This window comes from Cellulomonas sp. P5_C5 (assembly GCF_054049655.1).
This window is the reverse complement of the sequence record NZ_JBFULY010000018.1, coordinates 24,569-47,920: the sequence shown is the minus strand read 5'-3', so window position 1 is coordinate 47,920 and position 23,352 is coordinate 24,569. Positions and strand designations below refer to the sequence as shown.

Here is a 23,352-nt window from a genome sequence, read left to right as displayed (position 1 = left end):
CCTGGTGTGGCATGATCGTTGGCGCAAGACGAACACACATACACGTGCTCCGGGGTCGGTGTAATTCCGAGCCGGCGGTGACAGTCCGCGACCCGCACGGTCCGCAAGGATCGGGCGGTTGACCTGGTGGAACTCCAGGACCGACGGTGAAAGTCCGGATGGGAGGATCACGTGGCGGCGCCTGTGCGCCGTGGCTGCGGGACCCTTCCTGCCGCCCTCACCCCGGAGCCCCGCGCGTCCGGAGGTGAGCATGACCAGCAGCGACACCGTCGTGCGCGCACCCGCGGAGCTCGACGCCATGCGCCGCGCGCTGGAGATCGCCCGCCGCGGACCGGCGAACGGTCCCAACCCGCGTGTCGGCTGCGTGCTGCTCAGCCCGGACGGCACCGTCCTCGGCGAGGGCTGGCACCGGGGCGCGGGCACACCGCACGCCGAGGTGGCCGCACTGACCGACGCCACCGACCGCGGAGCGGACACGCGCGGGGCGACGGCCGTCGTCACGCTCGAGCCCTGCAACCACACCGGCCGCACAGGTCCGTGCTCCGAGGCGCTGCTGGCGGCGGGCGTCGCCCGCGTCGTGGTGTCCGTGCCCGACCCGAACCCCGTCGCCGCCGGCGGCGCCGACCGGCTGCGCGCCGCCGGGGTCGACGTCGAGACCGGCGTGCTCGCCGCCGAGGGACGGGCTCTGCTGGGTGCCTGGCTGCCCTCGGTCGAGCGTGGACGCCCGTTCGTGACGCTCAAGCTCGCCACCTCGCTCGACGGCCGTGTGGCCGCCGCCGACGGGACCAGCAGGTGGATCACCTCGGAGGTCTCCCGGCACCACGCGCACGACCTGCGCGCCGAGGTCGACGCCATCGTGGTCGGCACCGGCACCGCACTCGTCGACGACCCCTCGCTCACCGCGCGCAACGCCGCCGGGGAGCTGCACGGTCAGCAGCCGCTGCGTGTCGTGGTCGGCCGTCGCGACCTGCCGCCGGGCGCGCGCCTGCACGGACCGGGGGGCGAGCTGGTCCACGTGCGGACGCACGACCCGGCACTGGTGCTGGCCGAGCTCGCGGCGCGCGAGGTCCGGCACGTGCTGGTCGAGGGCGGCCCCACGCTGGCCGCCGCGTTCCTCGCCGCCGGGCTGGTCGACGAGGTGCACGCCTACGTCGCTCCCGTCCTGCTCGGCTCCGGCCGTCCGGCCATGGCGGACCTGGGCGTCACCACGATCGGCGACGCCGTCCGCCTCACCACCCGATCCGTCATCCCGCTCGGTCCCGACGTCCTCATCGTCGCGACCGTCGACTCGCATCACGAACCGCACGGCACCACGGAGGAGCACTGATGTTCACCGGAATCGTCGAGKAGATCGGCACCGTCGAGGCCATCGAGCACCGAGGGGAGGGCCTGGACGCGCGCCTGCGGGTCCGCGGACCGCTCGTCGTGTCCGACGCCCACCTGGGCGACTCGATCAGTGTCTCCGGGGTCTGTCTGACGGTCACGGAGCTCCCCGGCGACGGCACGTTCTTCGCGGACGTCATGCCGGAGACCCTGCGGCGCAGCGCGCTGGAGGATGTCGGCGTGTCCAGCCCGGTCAACCTCGAGCGCGCCCTGCCCGTGGGCGGACGGTACGGCGGACACGTCGTGCAGGGCCACGTCGACGGCGTCGGCACCATCCTGAGCCGGTCGCCCGGACCGCGCTGGGACGACGTGGAGATCGGGCTGGCCCCGGAGCTCGCGCGGTACGTCGCCGAGAAGGGGTCGATCGCGGTCTCCGGCATCTCCCTCACGGTCACGCACGTCACCGACGAGTCGTTCGGTGTCTCCCTCATCCCCACGACGCTCGAGGCGACGACCCTCGGCACGCTCGCACCCGGTGCCCGGGTCAACCTGGAGGTCGACGTGCTGGCCAAGTACACCGAGCGGCTGCTCTCGACGGCCGGGGTCCTGCGATGACGGCCCCTGCAGGCGTGCGCCTCGGCACCGTCGAGGACGCGCTGGAGGCCCTGCGCGAGGGGCGTCCGGTGCTTGTCGCGGACTCGCCCGACCGGGAGAACGAGGCCGACGTCATCCTCGCCGCGCAGTCGGCGACCCCCGAGTGGATCGCGTGGACCATCCGGCACTCGTCGGGCTACCTGTGCGCCCCGATGCCCGCCTCGCGGGCCGACGCGCTCGACCTGCCGCTGATGGTGCCGAGCAGCCAGGACCCGCGCCGCACCGCCTACACGGTGACGGTCGACGCCGCGACGGGCGTCACGACCGGTATCTCGGCGGCGGACCGCGCCCGGACGATGCGGGTGCTGGCCGATCCGGCGTCGGGCAGCGGGGACCTGATCCGCCCCGGCCACGTGCTGCCCCTGCGCGCGGTGCCGGGCGGCGTGCTGCACCGCACCGGCCACACCGAGGCCGCGGTGGACCTGTGCCGGCTCGCCGGACTGGAGCCGGTCGGGGCCATCGCCGAGCTGGTCAACGACGACGGGTCGATGATGCGACTGCCCGACGCCTCGGCGCTGGCCGACGCCGAGGGTCTCGTCCTGCTCACCATCGAGGACATCGTCGCCTGGCGCATCGCGCAGGGCGACGACGTCACCGCGGAGGTCGCCGTCGCGGCTCCGCCGAAGGAGCGGGTGCACGCGACGCACACCGCGTACCTGCCGACCAAGCACGGGGATTTCCGCATCCACGGCTACCGCGACCTGAGGACGGGCGCCGAGCACGTCGCGCTCGTGCCGACCGCAGGGCTCGCGGACGTGCCCGTCGTGCGGGTGCACTCCGAGTGCCTCACCGGCGACGCGTTCGGCTCGGCCCGGTGCGACTGCGGACCGCAGCTGGACGCTGCCCTGGAGCTCGCCGCCGAGCAGGGCGGTGCGGTCGTCTACCTGCGCGGGCACGAGGGCCGCGGGATCGGCCTGCTGGCCAAGGTCGCGGCGTACGCGCTGCAGGACCAGGGCCGGGACACCGTCGAGGCCAACCTCGACCTCGGCTGGCCGGCGGACCGGCGCGAGTACGGTGCAGCCGCGGCGATCCTCACGGACCTCGGGGTGCGACGGGTGAGCCTGCTGACCAACAACCCCGCGAAGGTGGCCGGCCTGCGCGCCCATGGGATCGACGTCGCGGAGATCCGCAGCCTCGAGGTCGGCCGCACGCCGCAGAACGAGGCGTACCTGCGGACGAAGGCCACGTCCATGGGGCACCTGCTCCACCTGACACCCGGCACGGAGCGCGAGCCCATCGCGGTCGCACCCGTGCACGCCACGCCGGCCACCCCCGGCGCCGACCACGACGACCACGCGTTCGAGAACCTGGAGGACCTGGCATGAGCGGTGCTGGAGCACCCACCCTGACCGTCGACGGCACCGGCCTGAAGGTCGTCGTCGTCGCGGCGAGCTGGCACACCGTCGTGATGGACGGCCTGCTCGCCGGGGCGCAGCGCGCGCTCGCTGCGGCACACGTCGAGGACGTCACGATCGTCCGCGTCCCCGGCACGTTCGAGCTGCCGGTCGCCGCGCAGGTCGCCGCCGAGAACGGTGCCGACGCGGTCGTCGCCCTCGGCGTCGTCATCCGCGGCGGCACCCCCCACTTCGACTTCGTGTGCCAGGGCGCGACCCTCGGGCTCACCGACGTGGGCGTCCGCACGGGTGTGCCCGTCGGGTTCGGCGTGCTCACCTGCGACAACGAGGAGCAGGCCCTCGACCGGGCCGGCCTCGAGGGGTCGCACGAGGACAAGGGGACCGAGGCGGCCGAGGCGGCGGTCGCGACCGTGGTCGCCCTGCGCACTGTCCGTGGTCGCGCTGCGCGCCCTGCGCTCCCCGGCGTCTAGAGTCTCCGCGTGAAAACCTTCGACACCCTGTTCGCCGAGCTCTCGGAGAAGGCCGTGACCCGCCCGGCGGGTTCCGGCACCGTCGCGGAGCTGGACACCGGCGTGCACGGCATCGGCAAGAAGGTCGTCGAGGAGGCTGCGGAGGTCTGGATGGCCGCCGAGTACGAGTCGGACGAGCGGACGGCCGAGGAGATCTCGCAGCTCCTGTACCACCTCCAGGTGTTGATGATCGCGCGCGGGCTGACGCTCGCCGACGTCTACACCCACCTCTGAGGAGACTGACCGTGCTGAGGATCGCCGTCCCGAACAAGGGCTCCCTGTCAGAGCCCGCCGTCGAGATGCTCAAGGAGGCCGGGTACCGGCAGCGTCGGGACTCGCGCGAGCTCGTGCTGCCCGACCCGGACAACGACGTCGAGTTCTTCTTCCTGCGCCCGCGGGACATCGCCGTGTACGTCGGCGCCGGGACGGTCGACGTCGGCATCACCGGCCGCGACCTGATGCTCGACTCGGAGTCCGCCGCGGTCGAGCACCTGCCGCTGGGCTTCGCCCGGTCCACCTTCCGGTTCGCCGGGACGGCGGGGGAGTGGACCGACGTCAAGCAGGTCGGCGACCGGCGCGTCGCCACGTCGTACCCGGTGCTCGTCCGGTCGTACCTGCGCTCCCTCGGCATCGAGCCGGCCGGGGTCGTGCGCCTGGACGGTGCCGTCGAGTCCGCCATCAAGCTCGGTGTGGCCGACGTGATCGCGGACGTCGTCGAGACGGGCACCACGCTGCGCGCGGCAGGTCTGGAGATCTTCGCGGACCCGATCCTGCGCTCCGAGGCGGTCCTCGTCCGGCGGGCCGACGGTGACGAGCCGGCCGGGCTCGACGTGCTCACGCGCCGCATCCAGGGCGTGCTGACCGCCCGCGAGTACGTGCTCATGGACTATGACGTGCCGCTCGGGCTGGTCGACGCGGCCGTCGCGATCACCCCCGGCCTGGAGTCGCCGACCGTCTCGCCGCTGCACAACCGGGACTGGGCCGCGGTGCGGGCGATGGTCCGGCGCGACCAGACCAACCGGGTCATGGACTCCCTGTACGACATCGGTGCGCGCGCGATCCTCGTGACGTCGATCCACGCGTGCCGGCTCTGAGCGGTCCGTCGGTGGACGAGCTCACGGCACCGTTCCGGCCGCGGTTCGCCCGGGTGGTCACGATCGCCCTCGCCGTCCTCGTCGTGGCGTCGACCGTCGCGATCATCCTGGCCATGTCCGTCCTGTCGACCGGGGACCGCGTCGGCTTCGTGCTGGTCGGCGGCCTGATCGTCTGGTTCCTGTGGCGGCAGGCGACCGTGACGGCGAGGGTCGACGACGACGGTCTCACCGTCCGGAACCTCGTGTTCACGCGCCGGCTCGAGTGGGCCGAGATCGTGTCGGTGCGGTTCGGGTCCGGCCGGCCGTGGGTCCAGCTCGACCTGTCCGACGGTGACACGCTCGCCGTGATGGGCATCCAGCGGGCTGACGGGGAGTTCGCGGACGCCGAGGCCCGCCGCCTGGCCACCCTCGTCGCGATGCACACGGCGACGCCGCGGGACGACTGACCCGCTACAGCTCGACGGCGTGCACCCCGGCGGCAGCGGCAGCGAGGAACGCCTCCGGGTCCTGGTCGAGACCGCGCCCCATGGTGGACAGGCGGACGGGGGAGCCGGTCAGCGCGCTGCGCAGCTCCGGTCCTGCGGGGACCTCGACCAGCCGGTGCCGCGGGGCCAGCGCCGCGGCCTGCTCGCGGACCCGTGCGCCGAGCTCCCCGTCGAGCAGCGGGACGACGACGTCGGCGGGCGCGAGCGCGACCCGGCCGTACGCCGTCAGCGAGTGGTGCGAGACGCCGAGGTGGCGTTCGCGCTGGTCCGCGCCGGACACCCGCAGCGAGGCGACAGGACGTCCGCCGAGCACACCGGCAGCATTGACGGCCTCGCCGGCGGCCACCCCCGAGAAGCCCCAGCGCGTCCCGGTCCCCAGGTTGCCCGGACCCTGCGCGACGACGACGAGGTCGGCGCCGACGACGTGCCGTGCCGCGAGCAGCCCCGTGTGCACGGTGACCGCCTCGAGGTCCCCGCCGAACGACTGCCCGGTGGTCACGCACGCCTCGATCCAGCCGGCGGACCGCAGCCCGGCGACCGTGCGGGAGAACCACGCGGGCAGGGCACCGCCGTCGGTCATCACGTACGCGACGCGTGGCATCGGCCGACCCGCGCGGTCGGCGGCGAACCGCGCGCCGGCGACGATCGCGGGCAGCGCGGAGTGCAGGTCCGCGACCACGACCGGCAGACCGGCGAGGTCGTCGGCGTCGCGCAGGAGCTCGTGGTGCGGCGACTCCTGGTCGTCGACGCCGAGGACAATGGCCTGCAGCGGGGTGTAGCGCGCCTTCACCAGGTGCCCCGGCCCGGCGGGCGGGTCGAGGGGGGTGCGTTCCGGCAGCGCGATCACGAGCGCGTACCCGCCCGTGCCCAGCCCGCGGGCCAGGGCGGAGACGTTCAGCAGGACGCGGTCCCCGATCTCCGGGCTCCCGACCAGCGCCGGGAACGCCAGCGCGCGAACCGTGTCACCTGCGGTCGCGGTGCCGACGGGAGCCTCGAGCTCGACCGTCACCTCGGCGGCGCCGGGCCACGTGGCCCCGAGCGACACCACGACACCCGCACGCCACGTGATCACGCGCCCACGCTACCGGCCACTACGGTGGTCCTCGATGGCCGCTCAGATCGCCCCTGCCGAGCGCCTGCTCAACCTCGTCATCGCCCTGGTCAACACGGCCGGCCGGATGACGAAGGAGCAGGTGCGCACGAGCGTCGCCGGGTACCAGGAGGCACCGTCCGACGACGCGTTCGAGCGGATGTTCGAGCGGGACAAGGACACGCTGCGCGACCTCGGCATCCCGATCCTCACGGTGACGGACGCGGGGCACGGCGACGACATCGGCTACCGGGTCGACCTGGACGCGTACGCGCTCCCGCCGCTCGAGCTGACGGCCGCCGAGCTGGGCGTGCTCGCGATGGCCGCCCAGGTGTGGCAGGACCAGGCGGTCCGCGCCGACACCACCCGGGCGCTCACCAAGCTGCGGGCGGTCGGCGACGCACCGGAGTCGACCGACCTGGTGGCGGGGCTCGCCCCGCGCGTGCGGGCGGGCGGCGGCGCGTTCGGGCCGCTCGTCGACGCCGTGCAGGCGCGTCAGGCCGTCCGGTTCACGTACCGCGCCGCTACCACGGGCGAGGTCCGCGAGCGCACCGTCGAGCCGTGGAAGCTGCTCGCGCGCCGCGGCGGCTGGGTGCTGGTGGGCCGCGACCGGGACCGTGGTGCCAGCCGGTCGTTCCGGCTGAGCCGGCTGGAGGGCTCGGTCCGGACCGTCGGCGAGCCGGGCTCGTTCACCGCCCCGTCCACCGAGGAGCTCGCGGACGCCCTGCAGACGTGGGGGACCGGGCCCGAGCGCATCGCCACGCTCGCGATCCTGCCGGAGCGGGCCAGTGCACCCCGCGCACGCGCCGTGCCGCCTCCACCGGACGAACAGGACTGGTCGGCCGACCCCCTGCTCGCGCAGCGCGACCTGGTGCACGTGCCGTTCCGAGCCGAGTGGGAGCTCGCCGAGGAGCTGGTGGGGTACGGCGACGCGGTCGTCGTGCTCGCCCCGGCCGGGCTGCGGCAGTCCGTCCTGCACCTGTTGCGCACCGCCGCGACGCTCGACCGGGAGGTGGGTTCCGATGGCTGAGCGGGCCAGCGACCGGCTCCTGCGGATGCTCGGCATGATCACCTACCTCGACCGCCACGAGGGGGTGCCGGTGGAGGCCATCGCCGAGCAGTTCGGCGTGAGCACGCGTCAGGTCATGGACGACATCGACACGCTGTGGGTCACGGGCACGCCCGGCTACTACCCGCACGACCTCATCGACTTCGACGCCGCCTCCTACGAGCAGGGCGTCGTGCGGCTCACCGAGTCGCGCGGGATGACCCGCCCGCTGCGCCTCGGGGCGCGGGAGGCGGTCGCCCTCGTCGCGGCCCTGCGTGCCGTGGACGCGGCGCTCGGCGACGCGATGGACCCGGAACGGGCCGCGGTCCTGCGCTCCGCGCTCGCCAAGCTGACGGCCGCGACGGGTGACGCCGCGGCGGCTGTCGACGTGCAGCTGTCGGTCGATGCGGCCCCGGACGTCGCGGCGGCGGTCGCGACGGCGCTGCGGCACGGTCGCCGGCTGCACCTGCGCTACGTCAACGCCTCCGACGTGACGACGGAGCGCGACGTCGACCCGGTCCGCCTCGTCACCGACGACGAGCGGTCCTACCTGCTCGCGTGGTGCCTGCTCGTGGACGGTGAGCGGCTGTTCCGGGTGGACCGGGTGCTGTCCGCCGAGGTCCTGGACGCCGACGCCGAGGACCACGAGGTCCCGGCGGGCGCCGACGTGTTCTCGCCGGGCGCCGAGGGCGAGCTGGTCACGCTCCACCTGTCCAGCCGCGCGCGGTGGGTCGCGGAGACCATCCCGGTGGATGCCGTGCGCAACCTCGACGACGGGTCGTTCGAGGTCGACGTGCGCGTGGTGCAGCACGCGTGGCTGCGTCACCTGGTCCTCCAGGTGGCCGACGACGTGCTCGAGATCCGGCCGGCGCGCATCGCGCGGGAGGTCGCCGCGGCCGCACGTGCCGGCCTGCGCGCGTACGGGGAGATGATCTGACGGTGCTCTGGTTCTCGGTGTGGACCCTCCTCGTCCTGGCGACGCTCGGCGGGGCGTTCCTGCTCGGCCGCAGCCTGTGGCGCTCCGCCGTCGCGCTCCTGCACGAGCTCTCGCGCGCTGCCGACGTCACGGCGCAGCTGGCCGACCGCATCGATGAGCTCCAGGCCGCGGCGGGGACCCGGGACACCGGTCCCACGCTGTTCGCCGATCGCGCCGTCCTGCGTGCCCGGCTCGATGCGCTGCGTGAGGCGGCCGCGGGGCGCCGCGCGGTGCGCGAGGAGCGGCACGTGGCCACCCGGCTCCGGTGGCAGGCCTACTGGCGGTAGCCGTCTGCACTCCATCCCCAGGTGACGCGGGTACTATCACCCGGTCATCGAGATTCCGACGGAGGACCTGACGTGTTGCGAAACATCAGCGCCTGGCACGTGATCATCGTGGTGCTCGTGGTCGTCCTGCTGTTCGGCGCCAAGCGCCTGCCCGACCTGGCCAAGAGCGTCGGCCAGTCGATGAAGATCTTCAAGCACGAGGTCAAGGACCTGCGTGACGACGAGCCGCCCGCCCCGCCGGTCGCGACGTCGCCCCCGGCTGCGCCGGCCGGTGTGACCCCTGTCGGCGCGCCGCCCGTGGTTCCCCCGGTGGTCGAGCCCCGGTACGTGACCCCGGTCCGGCCCGTCGAGGCGCCGTCCGAGGGCAACGCCCCGCCGAAGGCCTGACCCGCACGTGAACGCTCGCCGCGGGGATGAACCCGGCGGCCGGATGCCGCTGCGTGCCCATCTGGTCGAGCTCCGCCGACGTGTCTTCCTCGCCGCGATCGGTGTCGTGGTCGGTGCCGTCATCGGCTGGTTCCTCTACGACCCGGTGTTCACGGCGCTCCAGCGCCCGATCGAGCTCGTCGCCGCGGAGCGTGACGACCTGATCACGCTGAACTTCGCGGGCATCGCCACGTCGTTCGACATGCAGGTCAAGGTCTCGTTCTTCCTCGGCATCATCCTGTCGAGCCCGTGGTGGCTGTACCAGTTCTGGGCGTTCGTGACGCCGGGCCTGACGCGGAAGGAGCGGGGCTACGCGATCGGCTTCGTGGCCGTCGCGGTGCCCCTGTTCCTCGCCGGCGCATTCATGGCGTGGTGGGTGCTGCCGAACGCCGTGCGGCTCCTCACCGAGTTCACGCCGACGGGCGCGACCAACATCATCGACGCCCAGACGTACCTCGGCTTCGTGATGCGCATCATGCTCGCGTTCGGGATCGCCTTCCTGCTGCCGATCATCATGGTCGCGCTCAACTTCGCGGGGGTCGGCACCGCCGCCACGTGGCGCAAGGGCTGGCGGTGGGCGGTGCTGCTGTCGTTCGTGTTCGCCGCGGTCGTGACGCCGACGCCGGACGCGATCACCATGCTCGCCGTCGCGATCCCGATGAGCGCGCTCTACTTCCTGGCCCTCGGTGTCTGCGTCCTGCACGACCGCCGGGTCGACCGCCGTCGGGTGGCCGCCGGTCTGCCGCGCCTCGACGGGACGATGGCCGAGGATCCCGGCACCGCGGCCGGTACCGCGTGATCCACCTCGGCCTCGTCATCAACCCCACCGCGGGCAGGGGGCGCGGCACGCAGGCCGGCCGCCAGGTGCACGAGCTCCTCCGGGCCCGGGGTCACAAGGTCGAGGACCTGTCGGCGTCCACGCTGGCGCAGGCGACGGACCGGGCGCGCGCCGCGGCGGTCCAGGGTCTCGACGCGCTCGTCGTGGTCGGCGGCGACGGGATGGTGCACCTCGGCGTCAACGTCGTCGCGGGCACGGGCCTGCCGCTCGGCATCGTGGCCGCGGGGACGGGCAACGACATCGCGCGGACCCTGGGGCTCCCGCGCGGCGATGCGCCGGCGTCGGTCGCAGCGATCGAGCACGGGCTCCTCGACGGCCCGCGTCGCGTGGACGCCGTCCGGGTCGGGTCGCCCGTGCACGCCGCGCACGAGTGGTATCTCGGCGTCCTGTCCTGCGGCTTCGACGCCGCGATCAACGCACGCGCGAACGAGATGACCTGGCCCAAGGGGTCGGGCCGCTACGTGCGGGCGCTGGCCGCCGAGCTCGGCCGGTTCCGCCCCTACGGCTACCGCGTGACGCTGGACGGCTCGGTGTGGGAGTCGGCGGGCACGCTCGTCGCCGTCGCCAACATCCCGTGGATCGGCGGTGGGCTGAAGATCGCGCCCGACGCGGTCATCGACGACGGCCTGCTCGACGTCGTCGTCGCCGGGCCGTTCACCAAGCCCGGGGTCGTCAAGATCTTTCCCGGCATCTACCAGGGCAAGCACGTCGGCCACCCCGCGGTCGAGGTCCTGCGCAGCCGGTCCGTGCTCATCGAGCCGCTCACCGACCTCGGACCGGTTCCGCCCGTGGCGTTCGCGGACGGCGAGCGCATCGGCCCGCTCCCGCTGCGCGTCACGGTCGATCCCGGAGCGCTGTCCGTCCTCTGCTGAGCGCGCCGCGGACGTACGTCGTCGGGTGGTGTGCCTAGGGTGTGCAGGTGGTATCCCGCTCCCGGAGATCCGTCCCGCCGTCCTCGTCGCCGAGCGTGAGCACACCGCCGGCCGAACCCTCACCGGCGGAGCGCTACTCCGCGGCCCGGCGCCGGGCCGAGGTGGACCGCAGCGAGCTCGGGCAGTTCCGCGAGCTGCTGGGGTTCCCGCTGGACGAGTTCCAGATCGACGCCTGCCAGGCGCTGGAGCGGGGCAGCGGCGTGCTCGTCGCGGCGCCGACCGGTGCGGGCAAGACGGTGGTCGGCGAGTTCGCGGTGCACCTCGCGCTCGCGTCGAACCGCAAGGCGTTCTACACGACCCCCATCAAGGCGCTGTCCAACCAGAAGTACTCGGACCTGGTCCGCCGGTACGGCGCGGACCAGGTCGGCCTGCTCACCGGTGACACCACCATCAACGGCGACGCACCGGTGGTCGTCATGACCACCGAGGTCCTGCGCAACATGCTCTACGCGGGGTCGAGCACCCTGCAGGGCCTCGGGTTCGTCGTGATGGACGAGGTGCACTACCTCGCCGACCGGTTCCGCGGACCGGTCTGGGAAGAGGTGATCATCCACCTCACCGACGACGTGCAGCTGGTCTCGCTGTCCGCGACCGTGTCGAACGCGGAGGAGTTCGGCGACTGGCTGGCCACCGTGCGCGGTGACACGACGGTGGTGGTCAGCGAGCACCGCCCGGTCCCGCTCGGTCAGCACGTCCTTGTACACGGGGACCTGCTGGACCTGTACGCCGGCCACGTGGACCCCACCGCGCCGGGCGTCGACCCGCCGATCAACCCGGATCTGACGCACGTGCTGCGCCGCAGCAACCGCGAGGAGGTGGGCCAGCCGCGTCGCGGTCCGCGCGATCGTGGAGGTCGCCCGCGTCCCGGCGGCGGACGTCCCGGAGGAGGCCGGCCGACGCCGCGGTTCATGGTCGTCGACGCCCTCGACCGCGACGGCCTGCTGCCCGCGATCGTCTTCATCTTCTCTCGCGCCGGGTGCCAGGGCGCCGTGCAGCAGTGCCTGGCCGCCGGCGTGCGGCTGACCACGCCGGCGGAGGTCTCCGAGATCCGTCGCATCGTGGAGGAGCGCTGCGCTGCGGTGCCGCCCGAGGACCTCGACGTGCTCGGCTACTGGGAGTTCAGCGACGCGCTCCAGCGGGGCGTCGCCGCGCACCACGCGGGGATGCTGCCGCTGTTCAAGGAGACCGTCGAGGACCTCTTCTCCCGCGGGCTGGTCAAGGTCGTGTTCGCCACGGAGACGCTCGCGCTCGGCATCAACATGCCCGCGCGGTCGGTGGTCATGGAGAAGCTGGTCAAGTGGGACGGGTCGAGCCACGTCGACGTCACGCCGGGGGAGTACACCCAGCTGACCGGGCGAGCGGGGCGCCGCGGGATCGACACGGAGGGCCACGCGGTCGTCGTCGCCCACCCCGGCCTGGACCCGGTGCAGCTGGCGGGGCTGGCGTCCAAGCGGCTGTACCCGCTGCGGTCGAGCTTCCGCCCGACCTACAACATGGCCGTCAACCTGGTCGCCCAGGTGGGCCGCGAGCGGGCGCGAGACGTGCTGGAGACGTCCTTCGCGCAGTTCCAGGCCGACCGGGGCGTCGTCGGCCTCGCGCGGCAGGCACAGGGGCACGCAGAGGCCCTGGAGGGGTACGCCCGCGCGATGGTGTGCCACCAGGGCGACTTCGCGGAGTACGCGGACCTGCGGCGGCAGATCACGGCTCGCGAGAAGGACCTGACCAAGGCCGAGGCGTCGGCCCGCCGGGCCGAGGTCGCGCGCACGCTGGAGGGCCTGCGGGTCGGTGACGTGCTCGAGATCCCGGTCGGTCGACGCAGCGGGCACGCGGTCGTCATCGACCCGGGCGGCGCCGCCGGTTTCGACGGGCCGAAGCCGACGGTGCTCACGGTCGACCGCCAGGTGCGCAAGCTGACCGTCGCGGACGTCGGGTCCGGGGTGAGCACGGTGGGCTTCCTGCGGGTCCCGAAGGGCTTCACGGCTCGGGTGCCCGCGGCGCGTCGAGACCTGGCCGCCGCCCTGCGGTCCTCCGTCGGCACCGGCACTGGACCCACGCGCAAGGACCGGCCGAAGGGCGGCCGTCGGGCCGCGCAGGACGACGCGGAGATCGCCGCCCTGCGCCGCAGGCTGCGCGCGCACCCGTGCCACAGCTGCCCCGACCGCGAGGAGCACGCGCGGTGGGCCGAGCGCTGGGCGCGTCTGGCGGGMGAGCACGACGCCCTCGTCGCGCGCATCGCCGGCCGGACCGGCTCCATCGCCGCGGTCTTCGACCGCATCTGCGACATCCTGCTGCGGCTCGGCTACCTGGCCACGACGACCGACGACGCCGGTCGCGCCGCGCTGGAGGTCACCGACGACGGCCGGTGGCTGCGGCGGCTCTACGCGGAGAACGACCTGCTCCTGGCCGAGTGCCTCCGGCGTGGCGTGTTCGACGAGCTCGACGCTCCCGGGCTCGCCGCGGCCGTCTCGACGCTCGTGTACCGGTCGCGTCGCGACGACCAGGGCGAACCGCGGATCCCCGGTGGCCCGCACAGCCGGCTGGGCGTCGCGCTGGACGGGTGCGTGCGCGCCTGGTCGGAGCTGGACGACCTCGAGACCGCGCACAAGGTGGAGACCATCCAGCCGCTCGACGCGGGCCTGGTCGAGGCGGTGCACCGGTGGGCCGCCGGACGCAGCCTCGACGCGGTCCTCAAGGGCAGCGAGCTCTCGGCGGGCGACTTCGTGCGGTGGTGCAAGCAGGTCATCGACGTGCTCGACCAGGTCTCCCAGGCGGCTCCTCACCAGCGACTGCGGGACACCGCGCGCCAGGCCGTCGACGCCCTGCGGCACGGGGTCGTGGCGTACTCCTCCGTCTGACGTGACGGCCTTCACCCGGGCGCCCGTCCGGTTCCGCACGCTTTGTCGGGCTGGCCTGCCCTATCGTGTGCCCCTGTGAGCTCGACCCTGTACCGGCACGGCGTGGTGCACTCCGCCGCCGACCCCTTCGCCGAAGCACTGCTGGTGGACGACGGCACGATCGTGTGGCTCGGCGCGGACGACACCGCCGACGGCATGGTGTCCCGCGCCGACGAGGTGGTCGACCTCGACGGGGCCCTGGTCGCACCCGGCTTCGTCGACGCCCACGTGCACGTCCTGGAGACGGGCCTCGCCCTGGAGTCGATCGACCTGTCGCCGGACGGCGGCGTGCGCTCGCTCGCGGACGCGCTCGACGCGGTGCACCGGGCGGCGCGCGAGCGGACCACGGACGCCCCGGTGCTCGGCTTCGGCTGGGACGAGCTGCGCTGGCCGGAGGGCCGGCCGCCCACCCGCGACGAGCTCGACGCTGCGGCCGGCGGGGCGCCGGTCTACCTGGCACGCGTCGACGTGCACTCCGCGGTGGTGTCGAGCGCCCTGTCGGACGCGGCGGGCCTCGACCGGCTGCCGGGCTGGAGCTACGACGGGCGGGTCGAGCGTGACGCCCACCACGCGGCACGCGACGCCGCCCGCCAGGTGAGCCCTGAGCACCGGACCGCCCTGTACCGGCGCGCCCTCGAGCACGCTGCCGCGCGGGGCGTCGTGTCCGTGCACGAGCACTCCGCCCCGTCCATCGACACCCGCGCCGGCCTGGTCGAGCTGCTGGAGCTCACGGCCGACGCCACCAGCGGGCTGCCGCACCTCGTCGCCTACCGCGGCGAGCAGTGCGTCACGGTCGACGACGCGCGCGAGATCCTCGCGGCGATCCCGGGCCTGACGGGAATCGGCGGGGACCTCAACATCGACGGCTCGCTCGGCTCGCACACCGCCGCCGTCCGTTCGCCGTACACGGACGCGCCGGACAGCTCGGGCGTGCTCTACCTGACCGCCGAGCAGATCTGCAACCACCTCACCGCGGTGACGCGTGCCGGGGTGCAGGGTGGGTTCCACGTCATCGGGGACCGGGCGATGGACGAGCTGCTGCTCGGGCTGCGCGCGGCGGTCGACGTGGAGGGTCCCGACGCCATCGCGCGGATGGGGCACCGGCTCGAGCACGCCGAGATGGTCGATGCCCCGACGCTCGCCGCGCTCGTCCTGCTCGGCGTCCGGCTCAGCATGCAGCCGGCGTTCGACGCCGCGTGGGGCGGCCCGGACGGCATGTACGCCACCCGGCTCGGCGCGGGGCGCGCCGCCGCGCTGAACCCGCTCGCGGACCTGGCTGCGGCCGGGGTGCCGCTCGCCTTCGGGTCCGACTCGCCCGTGACACCGGTGGACCCCTGGGCGGGCGTCCGGGCAGCCGTCCGGCACCGTGCCGTCGACCAGCGGATCTCCGCGCGGGCGGCGTTCCGCGCGTCCACCCGGGGCGGCTGGCGCGTCGCGGGGCTCGACCACACGGGCGCCGGCGAGCTGCGCGTCGGTGCGCCGGCGCACTTCGCGGTCTGGCGTGCGGACAACCTCACGGTGCAGGCCGCCGAGGGCCAGTTCTCGTCCTGGAGCACGGACGCACGCGCGGGGATCCCGCTGCTGCCCGACCTCGGCCCCGACGCTCCGGAGCCGGTCTGCCTGCGGACGGTCCGCGACGGCGTGATCCTGCACGACACGCTCTGACGCGACGGCGGCGCCGAGCGGGTGAATTCTCGGCCGTCCGCCGCCGACCGGATCCGCCCGCTTCGACCGGATCTGCCGACACGCGCGGCGACACGCCGAGCCGAACYGGTCAGACGGGACCGATGGTGCGCGGATGACCTGCGCGTACGGCTCCCACCTGCACCGACGCGACCTTGACACTCGTGCGGATCTCGGTAGGTTCCTCAGGAGATCCACCGTTGCCGACATGCCTACGACGACGCCGTCGAGGGCCTGTGAGGGCAAGGGTTGGGGGAGGGCTCCGACCGGGCCCGCGTGTTCAGTAGACAACGGTCCGTGCGCCTGCACGCCGACCGGTACGAAGGACACGCGGGCCGGTCGGTCGGACCCGTCCGACGCACCTCCCGTCCACAGACTCAGGCCCTCAGTCGGCTGACGTACCCTCCAGTGGTGCCCGCCCGTGAACCCGCCCGCTGGTGGACTCTGGTCCTCGCCGTCACGGGTGGCCTGCTGACCCGTCTCGCGTTCCCGGAGCCCGGCTGGTGGGGGACGGCCTTCCTCGGCGTCGCCCTCCTGTACCTCGCCCTGCGACGGGACAGCGCGCGCTGGAACGCCCTGGTCGGGCTCGTCTGGGGACTGACGTTCTTCCTTCTGCTGATCACGTGGGCCGACGAGGCCGTCGGGCTGGTGCCGTGGCTCGCGCTCAGCACGCTCGAGGCGGGGTTCTTCGCGCTCTTCGGCGCCGCGTGGAGCTGGGCGCGGCGTGGCAACGCCGTCTGGCGCAGCATCGGGCTCCAGGTGGTCGTCTTCACGATCCTGTTCGTCGCGACCGAGGAGCTCGCCGCGGCCTGGCCGTTCGGGGGCTTCCCATGGGGACGGCTCGCCTTCTCGCAGGCCGACTCACCCCTCTCCGCGCTCGCCTCCCTGGCGGGGACCCCGATGCTCACCGGAGCGGTGGTCGCCGTGGGCGTCCTGCTCGCCCGGATCATGCTCGCCGCGCGCCGGCTGGAGATCGGCCGGCTCGTCGCCGCGACGGCCGTGGTCGGGGGTGTGCTCGTGGTGAGCATGCTGGTCCCGCTCGACACCCAGGCGCAGACCGGGAGCCTGCGTGTCGGCGCCGTCCAGGGCAACGTGCCCGGCACGGGACTGGACGCGTTCGGGCAGCGGCAGGCCGTCCTGGACAACCACGTCGCGGGCACGCTCGCGCTGCTCGACCAGGTGGAGCCCGGCGAGCTCGACATCGTCCTGTGGCCGGAGAACGGGACGGACATCGACCCGCAGGCAGACCAGGGCGCGGCCGAGCTCATCGACGGAGCAGCGCAGGCCGTCGACGCGCCCATGCTCGTCGGGACGGTCGAGTACCCGCCGAGCGGCGGGCGCTACAACACGGCGGTCCTCTGGGAACCCGGTGTGGGCGTCACCGCGACGTACACCAAGCAGCACCCGGCGCCGTTCGCGGAGTACATCCCCATCCGCTCGTTCGTGCGGCAGTTCTCGTCGGCCGTGGACCTGGTGACGAGGGACATGCTTCCCGGCACCGAGCCCGGCTACATCCCGCTCGACTCCGAGCGGCTCGGGCGGACGGTCGGGATCGGCGACGTCATCTGCTTCGAGGTCGCCTACGACGGCATCGTGCGGGAGGCGGTCCGCGCCGGCGGCGAGGTGCTCGTGGTCCAGACCAACAACGCGTCGTTCGGCGTGTCCGACGAGTCCACGCAGCAGCTGGCGATGTCACGGATCCGCGCGATCGAGCACGGACGGGCGACCGTGCAGATCTCGACGGTCGGCGTCAGCGCCGTCATCGACCCCAACGGGGTGGTCACCCAGCAGACAGGCCTCTTCACCGCAGAGCAGATGGTGGCTACCCTTCCCCTGCGCGACACGCTGACGCCCGCAACGAGGCTGGGCTCGTGGCCCGCATGGATCATCGACGCCCTCGCGGTGTGCGTGGTGCTCGCCGGTGCAGCCGGGGCGTACCGCGTGCGCCGCGCCGACCGGATCGAGACAGCCGTATGACCGAGGCCCTGTCGCGTGTGCTCGTCGTCGTCCCGACGTACGACGAGCGCGAGAACCTGCCCGGCGCACTGGACCGCCTACGCACCCACGTCCCCGACGCCGACGTGCTCGTCGTCGACGACGGCTCACCGGACGGCACCGGCGAGCTGGCGGAGAAGATCTCGGAGGCCGAGGCCGCCGAGGGACGGCAGCGCGTCCACGTCCTGCACCGTGCCGGCAAGCTCGGGCTGGGCACCGCGTACGTCGCGGGGTTCGGCTGGGCGCTGGAGCGCGGGTACGACGTGGTCGTCGAGATGGACGCCGACGGGTCCCACCGGGCGGAGGACCTCCCGCGGCTGCTGGCCGCGCTCACGGACGCCGACCTCGTGCTCGGCTCGCGGTGGGTGCCCGGTGGGAGCGTGCTCAACTGGCCGGTGAGCCGCCACGTGCTCTCTCGCGGTGCGAACACCTACACGCGGATCGTGCTCGGCATCCCGCTGCGCGACGCGACCGGCGGCTTCCGCGCCTACCGCGCGGGGCTGCTCGGTCGGCTGGGCCTGGAGGACGTCGCGTCCCAGGGCTACTGCTTCCAGGTGGACATGGCCTGGCGTGCGGTGCGCACGGGTGCGCGGGTGGTCGAGGTCCCGATCACGTTCGTCGAGCGGGAGCTCGGCCAGAGCAAGATGAGCCGTGCCATCGTCGTCGAGGCGCTGTTCAACGTCACCCGGTGGGGGATAGCAGAACGCTCCCGCCGGGTGGCGGGAGCGTTCCGTCGATCTGGGCGCTGAGTGCGCAGCGGGCTCAGTGCTGAGTGCGCAGCGGGCTCAGTGCTGAGTGCGCGGCGGGCTCAGTGCTGAGTGCGCGGCGGGCTCAGTGCTGAGCGCTGTCAGGCGCTGCGGCGCAGCTTGCCCGACCGGAGCAGGTCCAGTCGCTCGTCGAGGAGCTCCTGGAGCTCGCCGACGGTGCGGCGCTCGAGCAGCATGTCCCAGTGGGTGCGCGGCGGCTTGCCGGCCTTCACCTCGGGCTTGGACGCGTCGCGGAGCAGCGCCTCCTCGCCGCAACGGCACTCCCACACCACCGGCACGTCGGCCTCGACCGAGAACGGCAGGATGATGGTGTGTCCGTTGGGACAGTCGTAGTGAGCCTGGAGGCGGGGGGCGAACTCGACGCCATCTTCCGTCTCCATGCTGTGGGACCCGATGCGCATGCCGCGCAGGGACCGGTTTGCCATCTGGGGAACCTCCGTGCCGTTGTACGGCCGTCGAGAGTGAGAACTTCCACCGGTGTCAACGGCGGGCGCCCCTCCAGTGTTCCAGGAGGACGTGAAGGTCTCGTGAATGCACCTGGTGCGCGGGGGAGAGGCTTAGGGTTGCCCGGGTGAGCAATTCGACCCCTCCCGTCCCACCAGCCTCTCGCACTGGCGCTGAGATGTCTTTTCGACAGCTCGGCGACAGCGGCCTCGTCGTCTCCGTCGCGGGGCTCGGGTGCAACACGTTCGGTGCCACGCTCCCGTCGCAGGAGGTCCCGGCGCTGGTCGCGGCCGCGCTCGACGCGGGCATCACGTTCTTCGACACCGCGGACGTGTACGGCGGTGTCCCGGGCCAGAGCGAGGAGCTGCTGGGCGCGGCTCTGGCAGGACACCGTGACGACGTGGTGATCGCGACCAAGTTCGGCCTGGACACCGGAGGGCTGAACGGTCCCGACTGGGGCGTGCGGGGTTCTCGGCGCTACGTGCGGCGGGCCGTCGAGAGCTCCCTGCTCCGGCTGCGCACCGATCACGTCGACCTGCTCCAGATGCACGCGCCGGACCCGGTGACGCCCATCGAGGAGACGCTGGCCGCCCTGCACGAGCTCGTGGTCGAGGGCAAGGTCCGCTACATCGGCTCCTCGAACTTCGCAGCCTGGCAGGTGGTGGACGCGGACTGGAGCGCGCGCACGGCCGGTGCGACGCCCTTCGTGTCCGCGCAGAACCGGTACAACCTCCTGGACCGCGGTGCCGAGGCCGAGCTCGTCCCGGCAGCCGAGCAGGTCGGGGTCGGGCTCATCCCGTTCGTTCCGCTGGCGTCGGGCCTGCTCACCGGCAAGTACCGCCGCGGCCAGGCCGCCCCCGACGGGACACGGCTGACCCGGATGCCGGACCGGCTGGCGCGCGCCGACTTCGACCGCATCGAGGCGCTGGAGTCGCTGGCCGCGGCGTGGGGCATCGACCTGCCGACCCTGGCGCTCGGCGGGTTGGCGGCGCAACCCGCGGTGTCGACCGTCATCGCAGGTGCCCGCACGCCCGAGCAGCTGCGTGCGAACGTCGCGTCGATCGGCTGGGAGCCCAGCCTCGAGCAGCTCGCGGCGATCGACGAGGCGGCACCCGGCCCGTCGGCCTGACGCGGGGCCTACCCGGCACGCCCTCACCACTCGAGCACGCGCGCCCGGCTCTCGCCGATCGCGACGACCGCCCAGAGGCGCACCCMGGCGTCGTCGGCGGCGTCCCGCAGGGTGGGCACCCACTGCGCCTCGAACGCGCCGAGGTCGCCGCCCGCCGCGCGGACGAGCCCGACGACCACGGACCCGCCGGGCTCGTCGGCGCGCAGGAGCGCACCGAGCACGGCGAGGAGCCGGCGGGCGACCGCACGGTCGGCGCGGGTCGGGACGTCGACGACGGGCAGCACCACGGGAGTGGTCCGGTCCTCGGCGTCGAGCAGGACGAACCAGAGGGCCGGTGCCCCGGCGCGCCCGGGTCCGACGAGGTCGAGCAGGACCGCGAGCGCGTCGCTGCCCGACCGCAGCGCTGCACCCCGTGGGCCGGGCAGGTCAGGGGCGAGCCCGTCGGCACCGACCGGCACCGGGTCGGGATCCCACCGGTCGTCCTCGTCGCCGTCGTCCCAGTCCTCGTCGAACCACCCGTGCTCCGTCATGCCGCCAGGCTCGGGCGCACGCCGCGGCGATGGTGGTCACGTACGACGATCTGTGCGCGAGCACCGCGCCGGGGAGGTCTGTGGGCGGCTCAGGCGAGGTGCGCGACGAGGGCCTCGACGACGAGCGCGTGGTCGTCGGCCTGCGGGAGGCCCGAGACGGTCACCACGCCCACGATGCCGACGTCGCGGACGCGCACGGGGAACGCGCCCCCGTGCGCGGCGAACTGCTGGAGCGGCAGGTCGTGCTGCGCGGCGAACGTGGTGCCCTTGGCCTGGGCGCGCAGGCCGACGAGGTACGAGGACGCCCCGAACCGCTCCACGACGCGGACCTTGCGCTCGACCCAGCTGTCGTTGTCGGGCGTGGTCCCGGGGCGTGCCGCGTGGAAGAGCTGCTGCGTGCCGCGGCGGACGTCGACGGTCACCGGCAGGTCCCGCTCCTGGGCCAGCTCGACGAGCAGGCAGCCGAGGCGCCACGCGTCGTCGTTCGTGAACGTGCTGAACACGAGGTCGTGCTCCTGCTGCTCGACGCGCGCGATGACGTCGGTGATGTCGTCGGTGCTCATGTCGTCATCGTGGCACGGGCACTACCGGCCGGCGTCGGAGCGACCCCGAAGTTCCCGTCGAACACGTGCCCAGGGTCGTAGAGGGCCTTGAGCCTGCCGATGCGAGCCAGCGTCTCCGGCGGGAAGGCCTCGGCGATCCGGGCGGGGGACTGGTCGGTCTCGAAGCTGAGGTAGACCCCGCGCAGGTGCGGCGCGAGCCGCTGCCACCACGCGTCGACCTGCGCGCGGCGGCTGCCCCGGGCGGACGCGAGGAGCGAGAAGTTCTGTGTCCGGTGCGCGTAGGCGGTCGCCGCCGGGTCGACGTCGTTGACGGCGCCCCCGACCGCCCGCAGCTGCACCATGTCGGCGTCTCGGGCGGCGAGGAGCTCGCCGAGCAACGCGGCGAGCTCCGGGGTCACGTGCTCGATCAGCCCGCCCCGGCTGGCGGGCGCGGAACCGCCGGTGTGCTCGCCGTGGTGCGCGGTCACCGTGGCGGCGTACGGCACCAGCTGAGCCTGCTGCTGGAGCACGGGCGCCAGGTCCAGGAACCGCTCCAGCGCGACGACGGCGGCGTCCGTGTCGTCGTTCGCCCAGACGACGATCGTGTAGCCGATCGCCGGGTCCTGACCGCGGGCCGGCACCAGGCTGAGGAAGCTGGTGAGCTCACGCGGGGAGGACTCCACGAGGTCCGCCCACGCCTGGACGAAGGATGCCGTGTCGGTCGCGTCGAAGATGATCGTCGCGTGCACGACGTTGCCGACCTCGGCCGCCTCGATCTCGACGGCGGTGAGGATGCCGAAGTTCGCCCCGGCGCCCCGCACGGCCCACAGCAGGTCGGGCTCGTGCGTCGCGTCAGTCCGCACGAGACGGCCGTCCGCGAGGACGAGCTCGGCGGCGACCACGTGGTCGAGCGTGAGCCCGTACGAGCGTCCCAGGAAGCCCTGACCACCCGCGGTCACCAGACCGCCGACGCCGACGTCCCCGTAGTCACCGGAGCTGATCGCGAGCCCGTGCGGTGACAGCGCAGCAGCGACGTCACCCCACCGCGCGCCCGCACCCAGCCGCACGAGACGCTGCTCACGGTCGAGCACCTCGACGCTGTCGAGCGCGCCGAGGTCGATGACGATGCCGCCGTCGTTCGTGGACCGGCCGCTGATCCCGTGACCGCCGCTCCGCACCGCCAACGGCACGTCCTGCGCTCGGGCGAAGGCGAGCGCGTCACGGACCGCCTCGGCGTCCCGCGGTCGCAGGACGAGGCCGGGGGAGCCGGCGTAGACGTACGACGACCGGACGCGGGCGTACTCACGGTCGCCGGGCTCCACGGCGGTCGCGGCGAGCGAAGCGGGCAGAGCGTCGTAGTCGATCCCCGCACGTCGCCGGGCAAGGGAGGCCGCGGGCCGGACCGTGCCCGTCGTGGTCCCGGCCGAGGCGCGCGCCGCCGCGACGGCGTCCCGCAGGGCGGGCGCGACCTCCTCGCCGAACCGCGCGATGGTCCCGGGGTCGTCGCTGCCGAGGATGAACGTCGAGATGCCGTCCTCGAGGACGAGGGGGAGCAGGTCCTCGACCCACCGCTCGGGCGGCCCCTGGAGGAACCCGGACCCCGAGAACGACCCGGCGCCGAGGTTCAGGAGGCGCCGGATCTCGCGCGGGTCCCGCCCGGCCGCCTGCGCCGACTCGTCGATCCGGGCGTTCCCGGCGGCCAGGTCGCCGTCCTTCAGGTAGCCGAGGCTCGGCAGCCAGCCGTCGGCCTTGCGCCCCACGAGACCGAGCATCCGCGGCTTGTAGGCGCCGAGCCAGATCGGGATGTCATGGGCCGGCGCCGGACCGCGCTTGGCGCCGTCGACGCGGTGGTAGGTCCCGCCGACCCGCAGCGGGGACCGTTCGTTCGTGTCCCAGATGCCGCGGACGATGTCGATGGCCTCGTCCAGCGCGTCCACGCCCTGCCCGGGGGTCAGGCGCGGGGAGCCCATCGCGACGATCGCGTCCCAGAACGCCCCGGAGCCGAGCCCGAGCGCGAACCGCCCGCCGGAGAGCAGGTCCAGGCTCGCGGCCGCGCGCGCGAGAACAGCGGGCGGACGCAGCGGGAGGTTGAGCACGTTGCCCGCGACGTGGATGCGGTCGGTCGACGCGGCGACCCAGGAGAGCAGGGTCCAGGTGTCGAGGAAGGCCGGTTGGTACGGGTGGTCCTGGAACGTGACGAGGTCCAGCCCGGCGCGCTCCGTGCCCTGCGCGAGCGCGACGACCTGCTGGGGGTTCTTGGCGGCCGGCGTCAGGAAGGTCCCGAGGACGAGATCGTGGCCGTAGTCCGGCATGCGAATCCTCCAGTTGGTTGAGGGTTCAACGATACGACC

At 73.6% G+C, this 23,352-nt stretch carries 23 protein-coding genes and 1 riboswitch; of the genes, 18 read left to right on the top strand and 5 right to left on the bottom strand.

The window, feature by feature from the left end:
* Positions 1–41 precede the first annotated feature (41 nt).
* Positions 42–174: riboswitch (FMN riboswitch) on the top strand.
* Between the two features lie 76 nt (positions 175–250).
* From ribD to ACXJKF_RS14815, 7 genes are read left to right on the top strand one after another with little or no spacing between them, the layout of a single operon-like run.
* Positions 251–1,327 (top strand): bifunctional diaminohydroxyphosphoribosylaminopyrimidine deaminase/5-amino-6-(5-phosphoribosylamino)uracil reductase RibD, encoded by a 1,077-nt coding sequence (gene ribD, locus ACXJKF_RS14845; protein WP_456788479.1) that lies wholly within the window; start codon positions 251–253, stop codon positions 1,325–1,327.
* On the top strand, positions 1,327–1,938 hold the full coding sequence (locus ACXJKF_RS14840; protein ID WP_456788478.1) for a riboflavin synthase: 612 nt from the start codon (positions 1,327–1,329) through the stop codon (positions 1,936–1,938). Before ribD ends, ACXJKF_RS14840 begins: the two co-directional genes overlap by 1 nt.
* Positions 1,935–3,302: a 3,4-dihydroxy-2-butanone-4-phosphate synthase gene (gene ribB, locus ACXJKF_RS14835; RefSeq protein ID WP_456788477.1), complete on the top strand. Its 1,368-nt coding sequence runs from the start codon at positions 1,935–1,937 to the stop codon at positions 3,300–3,302. The genes ACXJKF_RS14840 and ribB overlap by 4 nt, the downstream gene beginning before the upstream one ends.
* The gene (ribH, locus tag ACXJKF_RS14830; RefSeq protein WP_456788476.1) at positions 3,299–3,802 is read left to right on the top strand and encodes a 6,7-dimethyl-8-ribityllumazine synthase; all 504 of its coding nucleotides are present in this window, start codon (positions 3,299–3,301) and stop codon (positions 3,800–3,802) included. Before ribB ends, ribH begins: the two co-directional genes overlap by 4 nt.
* 9 nt (positions 3,803–3,811) lie before the next feature.
* Entirely contained in the window at positions 3,812–4,075 is a 264-nt protein-coding gene (locus tag ACXJKF_RS14825; protein ID WP_456788475.1) for a phosphoribosyl-ATP diphosphatase, read from the top strand.
* A gap of 11 nt (positions 4,076–4,086) precedes the next feature.
* The gene (gene hisG / locus ACXJKF_RS14820; protein WP_456788474.1) at positions 4,087–4,935 is read left to right on the top strand and encodes an ATP phosphoribosyltransferase; all 849 of its coding nucleotides are present in this window, start codon (positions 4,087–4,089) and stop codon (positions 4,933–4,935) included.
* Entirely contained in the window at positions 4,923–5,381 is a 459-nt protein-coding gene (locus tag ACXJKF_RS14815; RefSeq protein ID WP_456788473.1) for a PH domain-containing protein, read from the top strand. Before hisG ends, ACXJKF_RS14815 begins: the two co-directional genes overlap by 13 nt.
* Before the next feature lie 4 nt (positions 5,382–5,385).
* On the opposite strand, the gene ACXJKF_RS14810 is transcribed toward ACXJKF_RS14815, so the two are convergent.
* Complete coding sequence (locus tag ACXJKF_RS14810; protein WP_456788472.1) at positions 5,386–6,492, bottom strand: DUF3866 family protein; 1,107 nt, start codon at positions 6,490–6,492, stop codon at positions 5,386–5,388.
* Positions 6,493–6,526: 34 nt separating this feature from the next.
* Here ACXJKF_RS14810 and ACXJKF_RS14805 point away from each other — a divergent pair, with 34 nt between their 5' ends.
* From ACXJKF_RS14805 to ACXJKF_RS14760, 10 genes are all read left to right on the top strand, one after another.
* The gene (locus ACXJKF_RS14805) at positions 6,527–7,540 is read left to right on the top strand and encodes a helix-turn-helix transcriptional regulator (protein ID WP_456788471.1); all 1,014 of its coding nucleotides are present in this window, start codon (positions 6,527–6,529) and stop codon (positions 7,538–7,540) included.
* Positions 7,533–8,495, top strand: a complete 963-nt coding sequence (locus tag ACXJKF_RS14800; protein ID WP_456788470.1) for a helix-turn-helix transcriptional regulator — start codon at positions 7,533–7,535, stop codon at positions 8,493–8,495. The genes ACXJKF_RS14805 and ACXJKF_RS14800 overlap by 8 nt, the downstream gene beginning before the upstream one ends.
* A 2-nt stretch (positions 8,496–8,497) precedes the next feature.
* Complete coding sequence (locus tag ACXJKF_RS14795; RefSeq protein ID WP_456788469.1) at positions 8,498–8,821, top strand: hypothetical protein; 324 nt, start codon at positions 8,498–8,500, stop codon at positions 8,819–8,821.
* Between the two features lie 72 nt (positions 8,822–8,893).
* On the top strand, positions 8,894–9,208 hold the full coding sequence (gene tatA / locus ACXJKF_RS14790) for a Sec-independent protein translocase subunit TatA (RefSeq protein ID WP_456788468.1): 315 nt from the start codon (positions 8,894–8,896) through the stop codon (positions 9,206–9,208).
* A gap of 43 nt (positions 9,209–9,251) precedes the next feature.
* Positions 9,252–10,046 carry a twin-arginine translocase subunit TatC gene (gene tatC, locus ACXJKF_RS14785; RefSeq protein WP_456788467.1) on the top strand — a complete coding sequence of 265 codons (795 nt, stop codon included), beginning with the start codon at positions 9,252–9,254 and terminating at the stop codon, positions 10,044–10,046.
* Positions 10,043–10,957 carry a diacylglycerol/lipid kinase family protein gene (locus ACXJKF_RS14780; protein ID WP_456788466.1) on the top strand — a complete coding sequence of 305 codons (915 nt, stop codon included), beginning with the start codon at positions 10,043–10,045 and terminating at the stop codon, positions 10,955–10,957. The genes tatC and ACXJKF_RS14780 overlap by 4 nt, the downstream gene beginning before the upstream one ends.
* Positions 10,958–11,052: 95 nt before the next feature.
* Positions 11,053–13,872 (top strand): DEAD/DEAH box helicase, encoded by a 2,820-nt coding sequence (locus ACXJKF_RS14775; RefSeq protein WP_456788465.1) that lies wholly within the window; start codon positions 11,053–11,055, stop codon positions 13,870–13,872.
* 75 nt (positions 13,873–13,947) lie between these two features.
* Positions 13,948–15,576, top strand: a complete 1,629-nt coding sequence (locus tag ACXJKF_RS14770; RefSeq protein ID WP_456788464.1) for an amidohydrolase — start codon at positions 13,948–13,950, stop codon at positions 15,574–15,576.
* 429 nt (positions 15,577–16,005) lie between these two features.
* The gene (lnt, locus tag ACXJKF_RS14765; RefSeq protein ID WP_456788463.1) at positions 16,006–17,571 is read left to right on the top strand and encodes an apolipoprotein N-acyltransferase; all 1,566 of its coding nucleotides are present in this window, start codon (positions 16,006–16,008) and stop codon (positions 17,569–17,571) included.
* A complete protein-coding gene (locus tag ACXJKF_RS14760; RefSeq protein WP_456788462.1) occupies positions 17,568–18,338 on the top strand; it encodes a polyprenol monophosphomannose synthase in 771 nt (256 codons plus the stop codon). The genes lnt and ACXJKF_RS14760 overlap by 4 nt, the downstream gene beginning before the upstream one ends.
* A gap of 98 nt (positions 18,339–18,436) precedes the next feature.
* On the opposite strand, the gene ACXJKF_RS14755 is transcribed toward ACXJKF_RS14760, so the two are convergent.
* Positions 18,437–18,781 (bottom strand): RNA polymerase-binding protein RbpA, encoded by a 345-nt coding sequence (locus ACXJKF_RS14755; RefSeq protein ID WP_055914529.1) that lies wholly within the window; start codon positions 18,779–18,781, stop codon positions 18,437–18,439.
* Between the two features lie 197 nt (positions 18,782–18,978).
* Here ACXJKF_RS14755 and ACXJKF_RS14750 point away from each other — a divergent pair, with 197 nt between their 5' ends.
* On the top strand, positions 18,979–19,929 hold the full coding sequence (locus ACXJKF_RS14750; protein ID WP_456788461.1) for an aldo/keto reductase: 951 nt from the start codon (positions 18,979–18,981) through the stop codon (positions 19,927–19,929).
* A 23-nt stretch (positions 19,930–19,952) separates the two neighbouring features.
* Here the strand turns inward: ACXJKF_RS14750 and ACXJKF_RS14745 are convergent, their stop codons facing one another.
* The 3 genes from ACXJKF_RS14745 to ACXJKF_RS14735 all read right to left on the bottom strand — a co-directional run bounded on the left by ACXJKF_RS14745 (position 19,953) and on the right by ACXJKF_RS14735 (position 23,313).
* Positions 19,953–20,459 carry a hypothetical protein gene (locus ACXJKF_RS14745; RefSeq protein ID WP_456788460.1) on the bottom strand — a complete coding sequence of 169 codons (507 nt, stop codon included), beginning with the start codon at positions 20,457–20,459 and terminating at the stop codon, positions 19,953–19,955.
* A gap of 89 nt (positions 20,460–20,548) precedes the next feature.
* Positions 20,549–21,022: a heme-degrading domain-containing protein gene (locus tag ACXJKF_RS14740; RefSeq protein WP_456788459.1), complete on the bottom strand. Its 474-nt coding sequence runs from the start codon at positions 21,020–21,022 to the stop codon at positions 20,549–20,551.
* Positions 21,019–23,313, bottom strand: a complete 2,295-nt coding sequence (locus ACXJKF_RS14735) for an LLM class flavin-dependent oxidoreductase (RefSeq protein WP_456788458.1) — start codon at positions 23,311–23,313, stop codon at positions 21,019–21,021. The genes ACXJKF_RS14740 and ACXJKF_RS14735 overlap by 4 nt, the downstream gene beginning before the upstream one ends.
* Between the last annotated feature and the right edge of the window lie 39 nt (positions 23,314–23,352).

Excerpts from the sequence above, each read along its gene's own strand:
- ribD (WP_456788479.1), top strand. The coding sequence starts at position 251 with ATGACCAGCAGCGACACCGTCGTGCGCGCACCCGCGGAGCTCGACGCC.
- ACXJKF_RS14740 (WP_456788459.1), bottom strand. The coding sequence starts at position 21,022 with ATGAGCACCGACGACATCACCGACGTCATCGCGCGCGTCGAGCAGCAG.
- ACXJKF_RS14805 (WP_456788471.1), top strand. The coding sequence starts at position 6,527 with ATGGCCGCTCAGATCGCCCCTGCCGAGCGCCTGCTCAACCTCGTCATC.
- ACXJKF_RS14750 (WP_456788461.1), top strand. The coding sequence starts at position 18,979 with ATGTCTTTTCGACAGCTCGGCGACAGCGGCCTCGTCGTCTCCGTCGCG.
- ACXJKF_RS14755 (WP_055914529.1), bottom strand. The coding sequence starts at position 18,781 with ATGGCAAACCGGTCCCTGCGCGGCATGCGCATCGGGTCCCACAGCATG.
- tatC (WP_456788467.1), top strand. The coding sequence starts at position 9,252 with ATGCCGCTGCGTGCCCATCTGGTCGAGCTCCGCCGACGTGTCTTCCTC.
- ACXJKF_RS14760 (WP_456788462.1), top strand. The coding sequence starts at position 17,568 with ATGACCGAGGCCCTGTCGCGTGTGCTCGTCGTCGTCCCGACGTACGAC.
- ribB (WP_456788477.1), top strand. The coding sequence starts at position 1,935 with ATGACGGCCCCTGCAGGCGTGCGCCTCGGCACCGTCGAGGACGCGCTG.
- ACXJKF_RS14800 (WP_456788470.1), top strand. The coding sequence starts at position 7,533 with ATGGCTGAGCGGGCCAGCGACCGGCTCCTGCGGATGCTCGGCATGATC.
- ACXJKF_RS14735 (WP_456788458.1), bottom strand. The coding sequence starts at position 23,313 with ATGCCGGACTACGGCCACGATCTCGTCCTCGGGACCTTCCTGACGCCG.
- ribH (WP_456788476.1), top strand. The coding sequence starts at position 3,299 with ATGAGCGGTGCTGGAGCACCCACCCTGACCGTCGACGGCACCGGCCTG.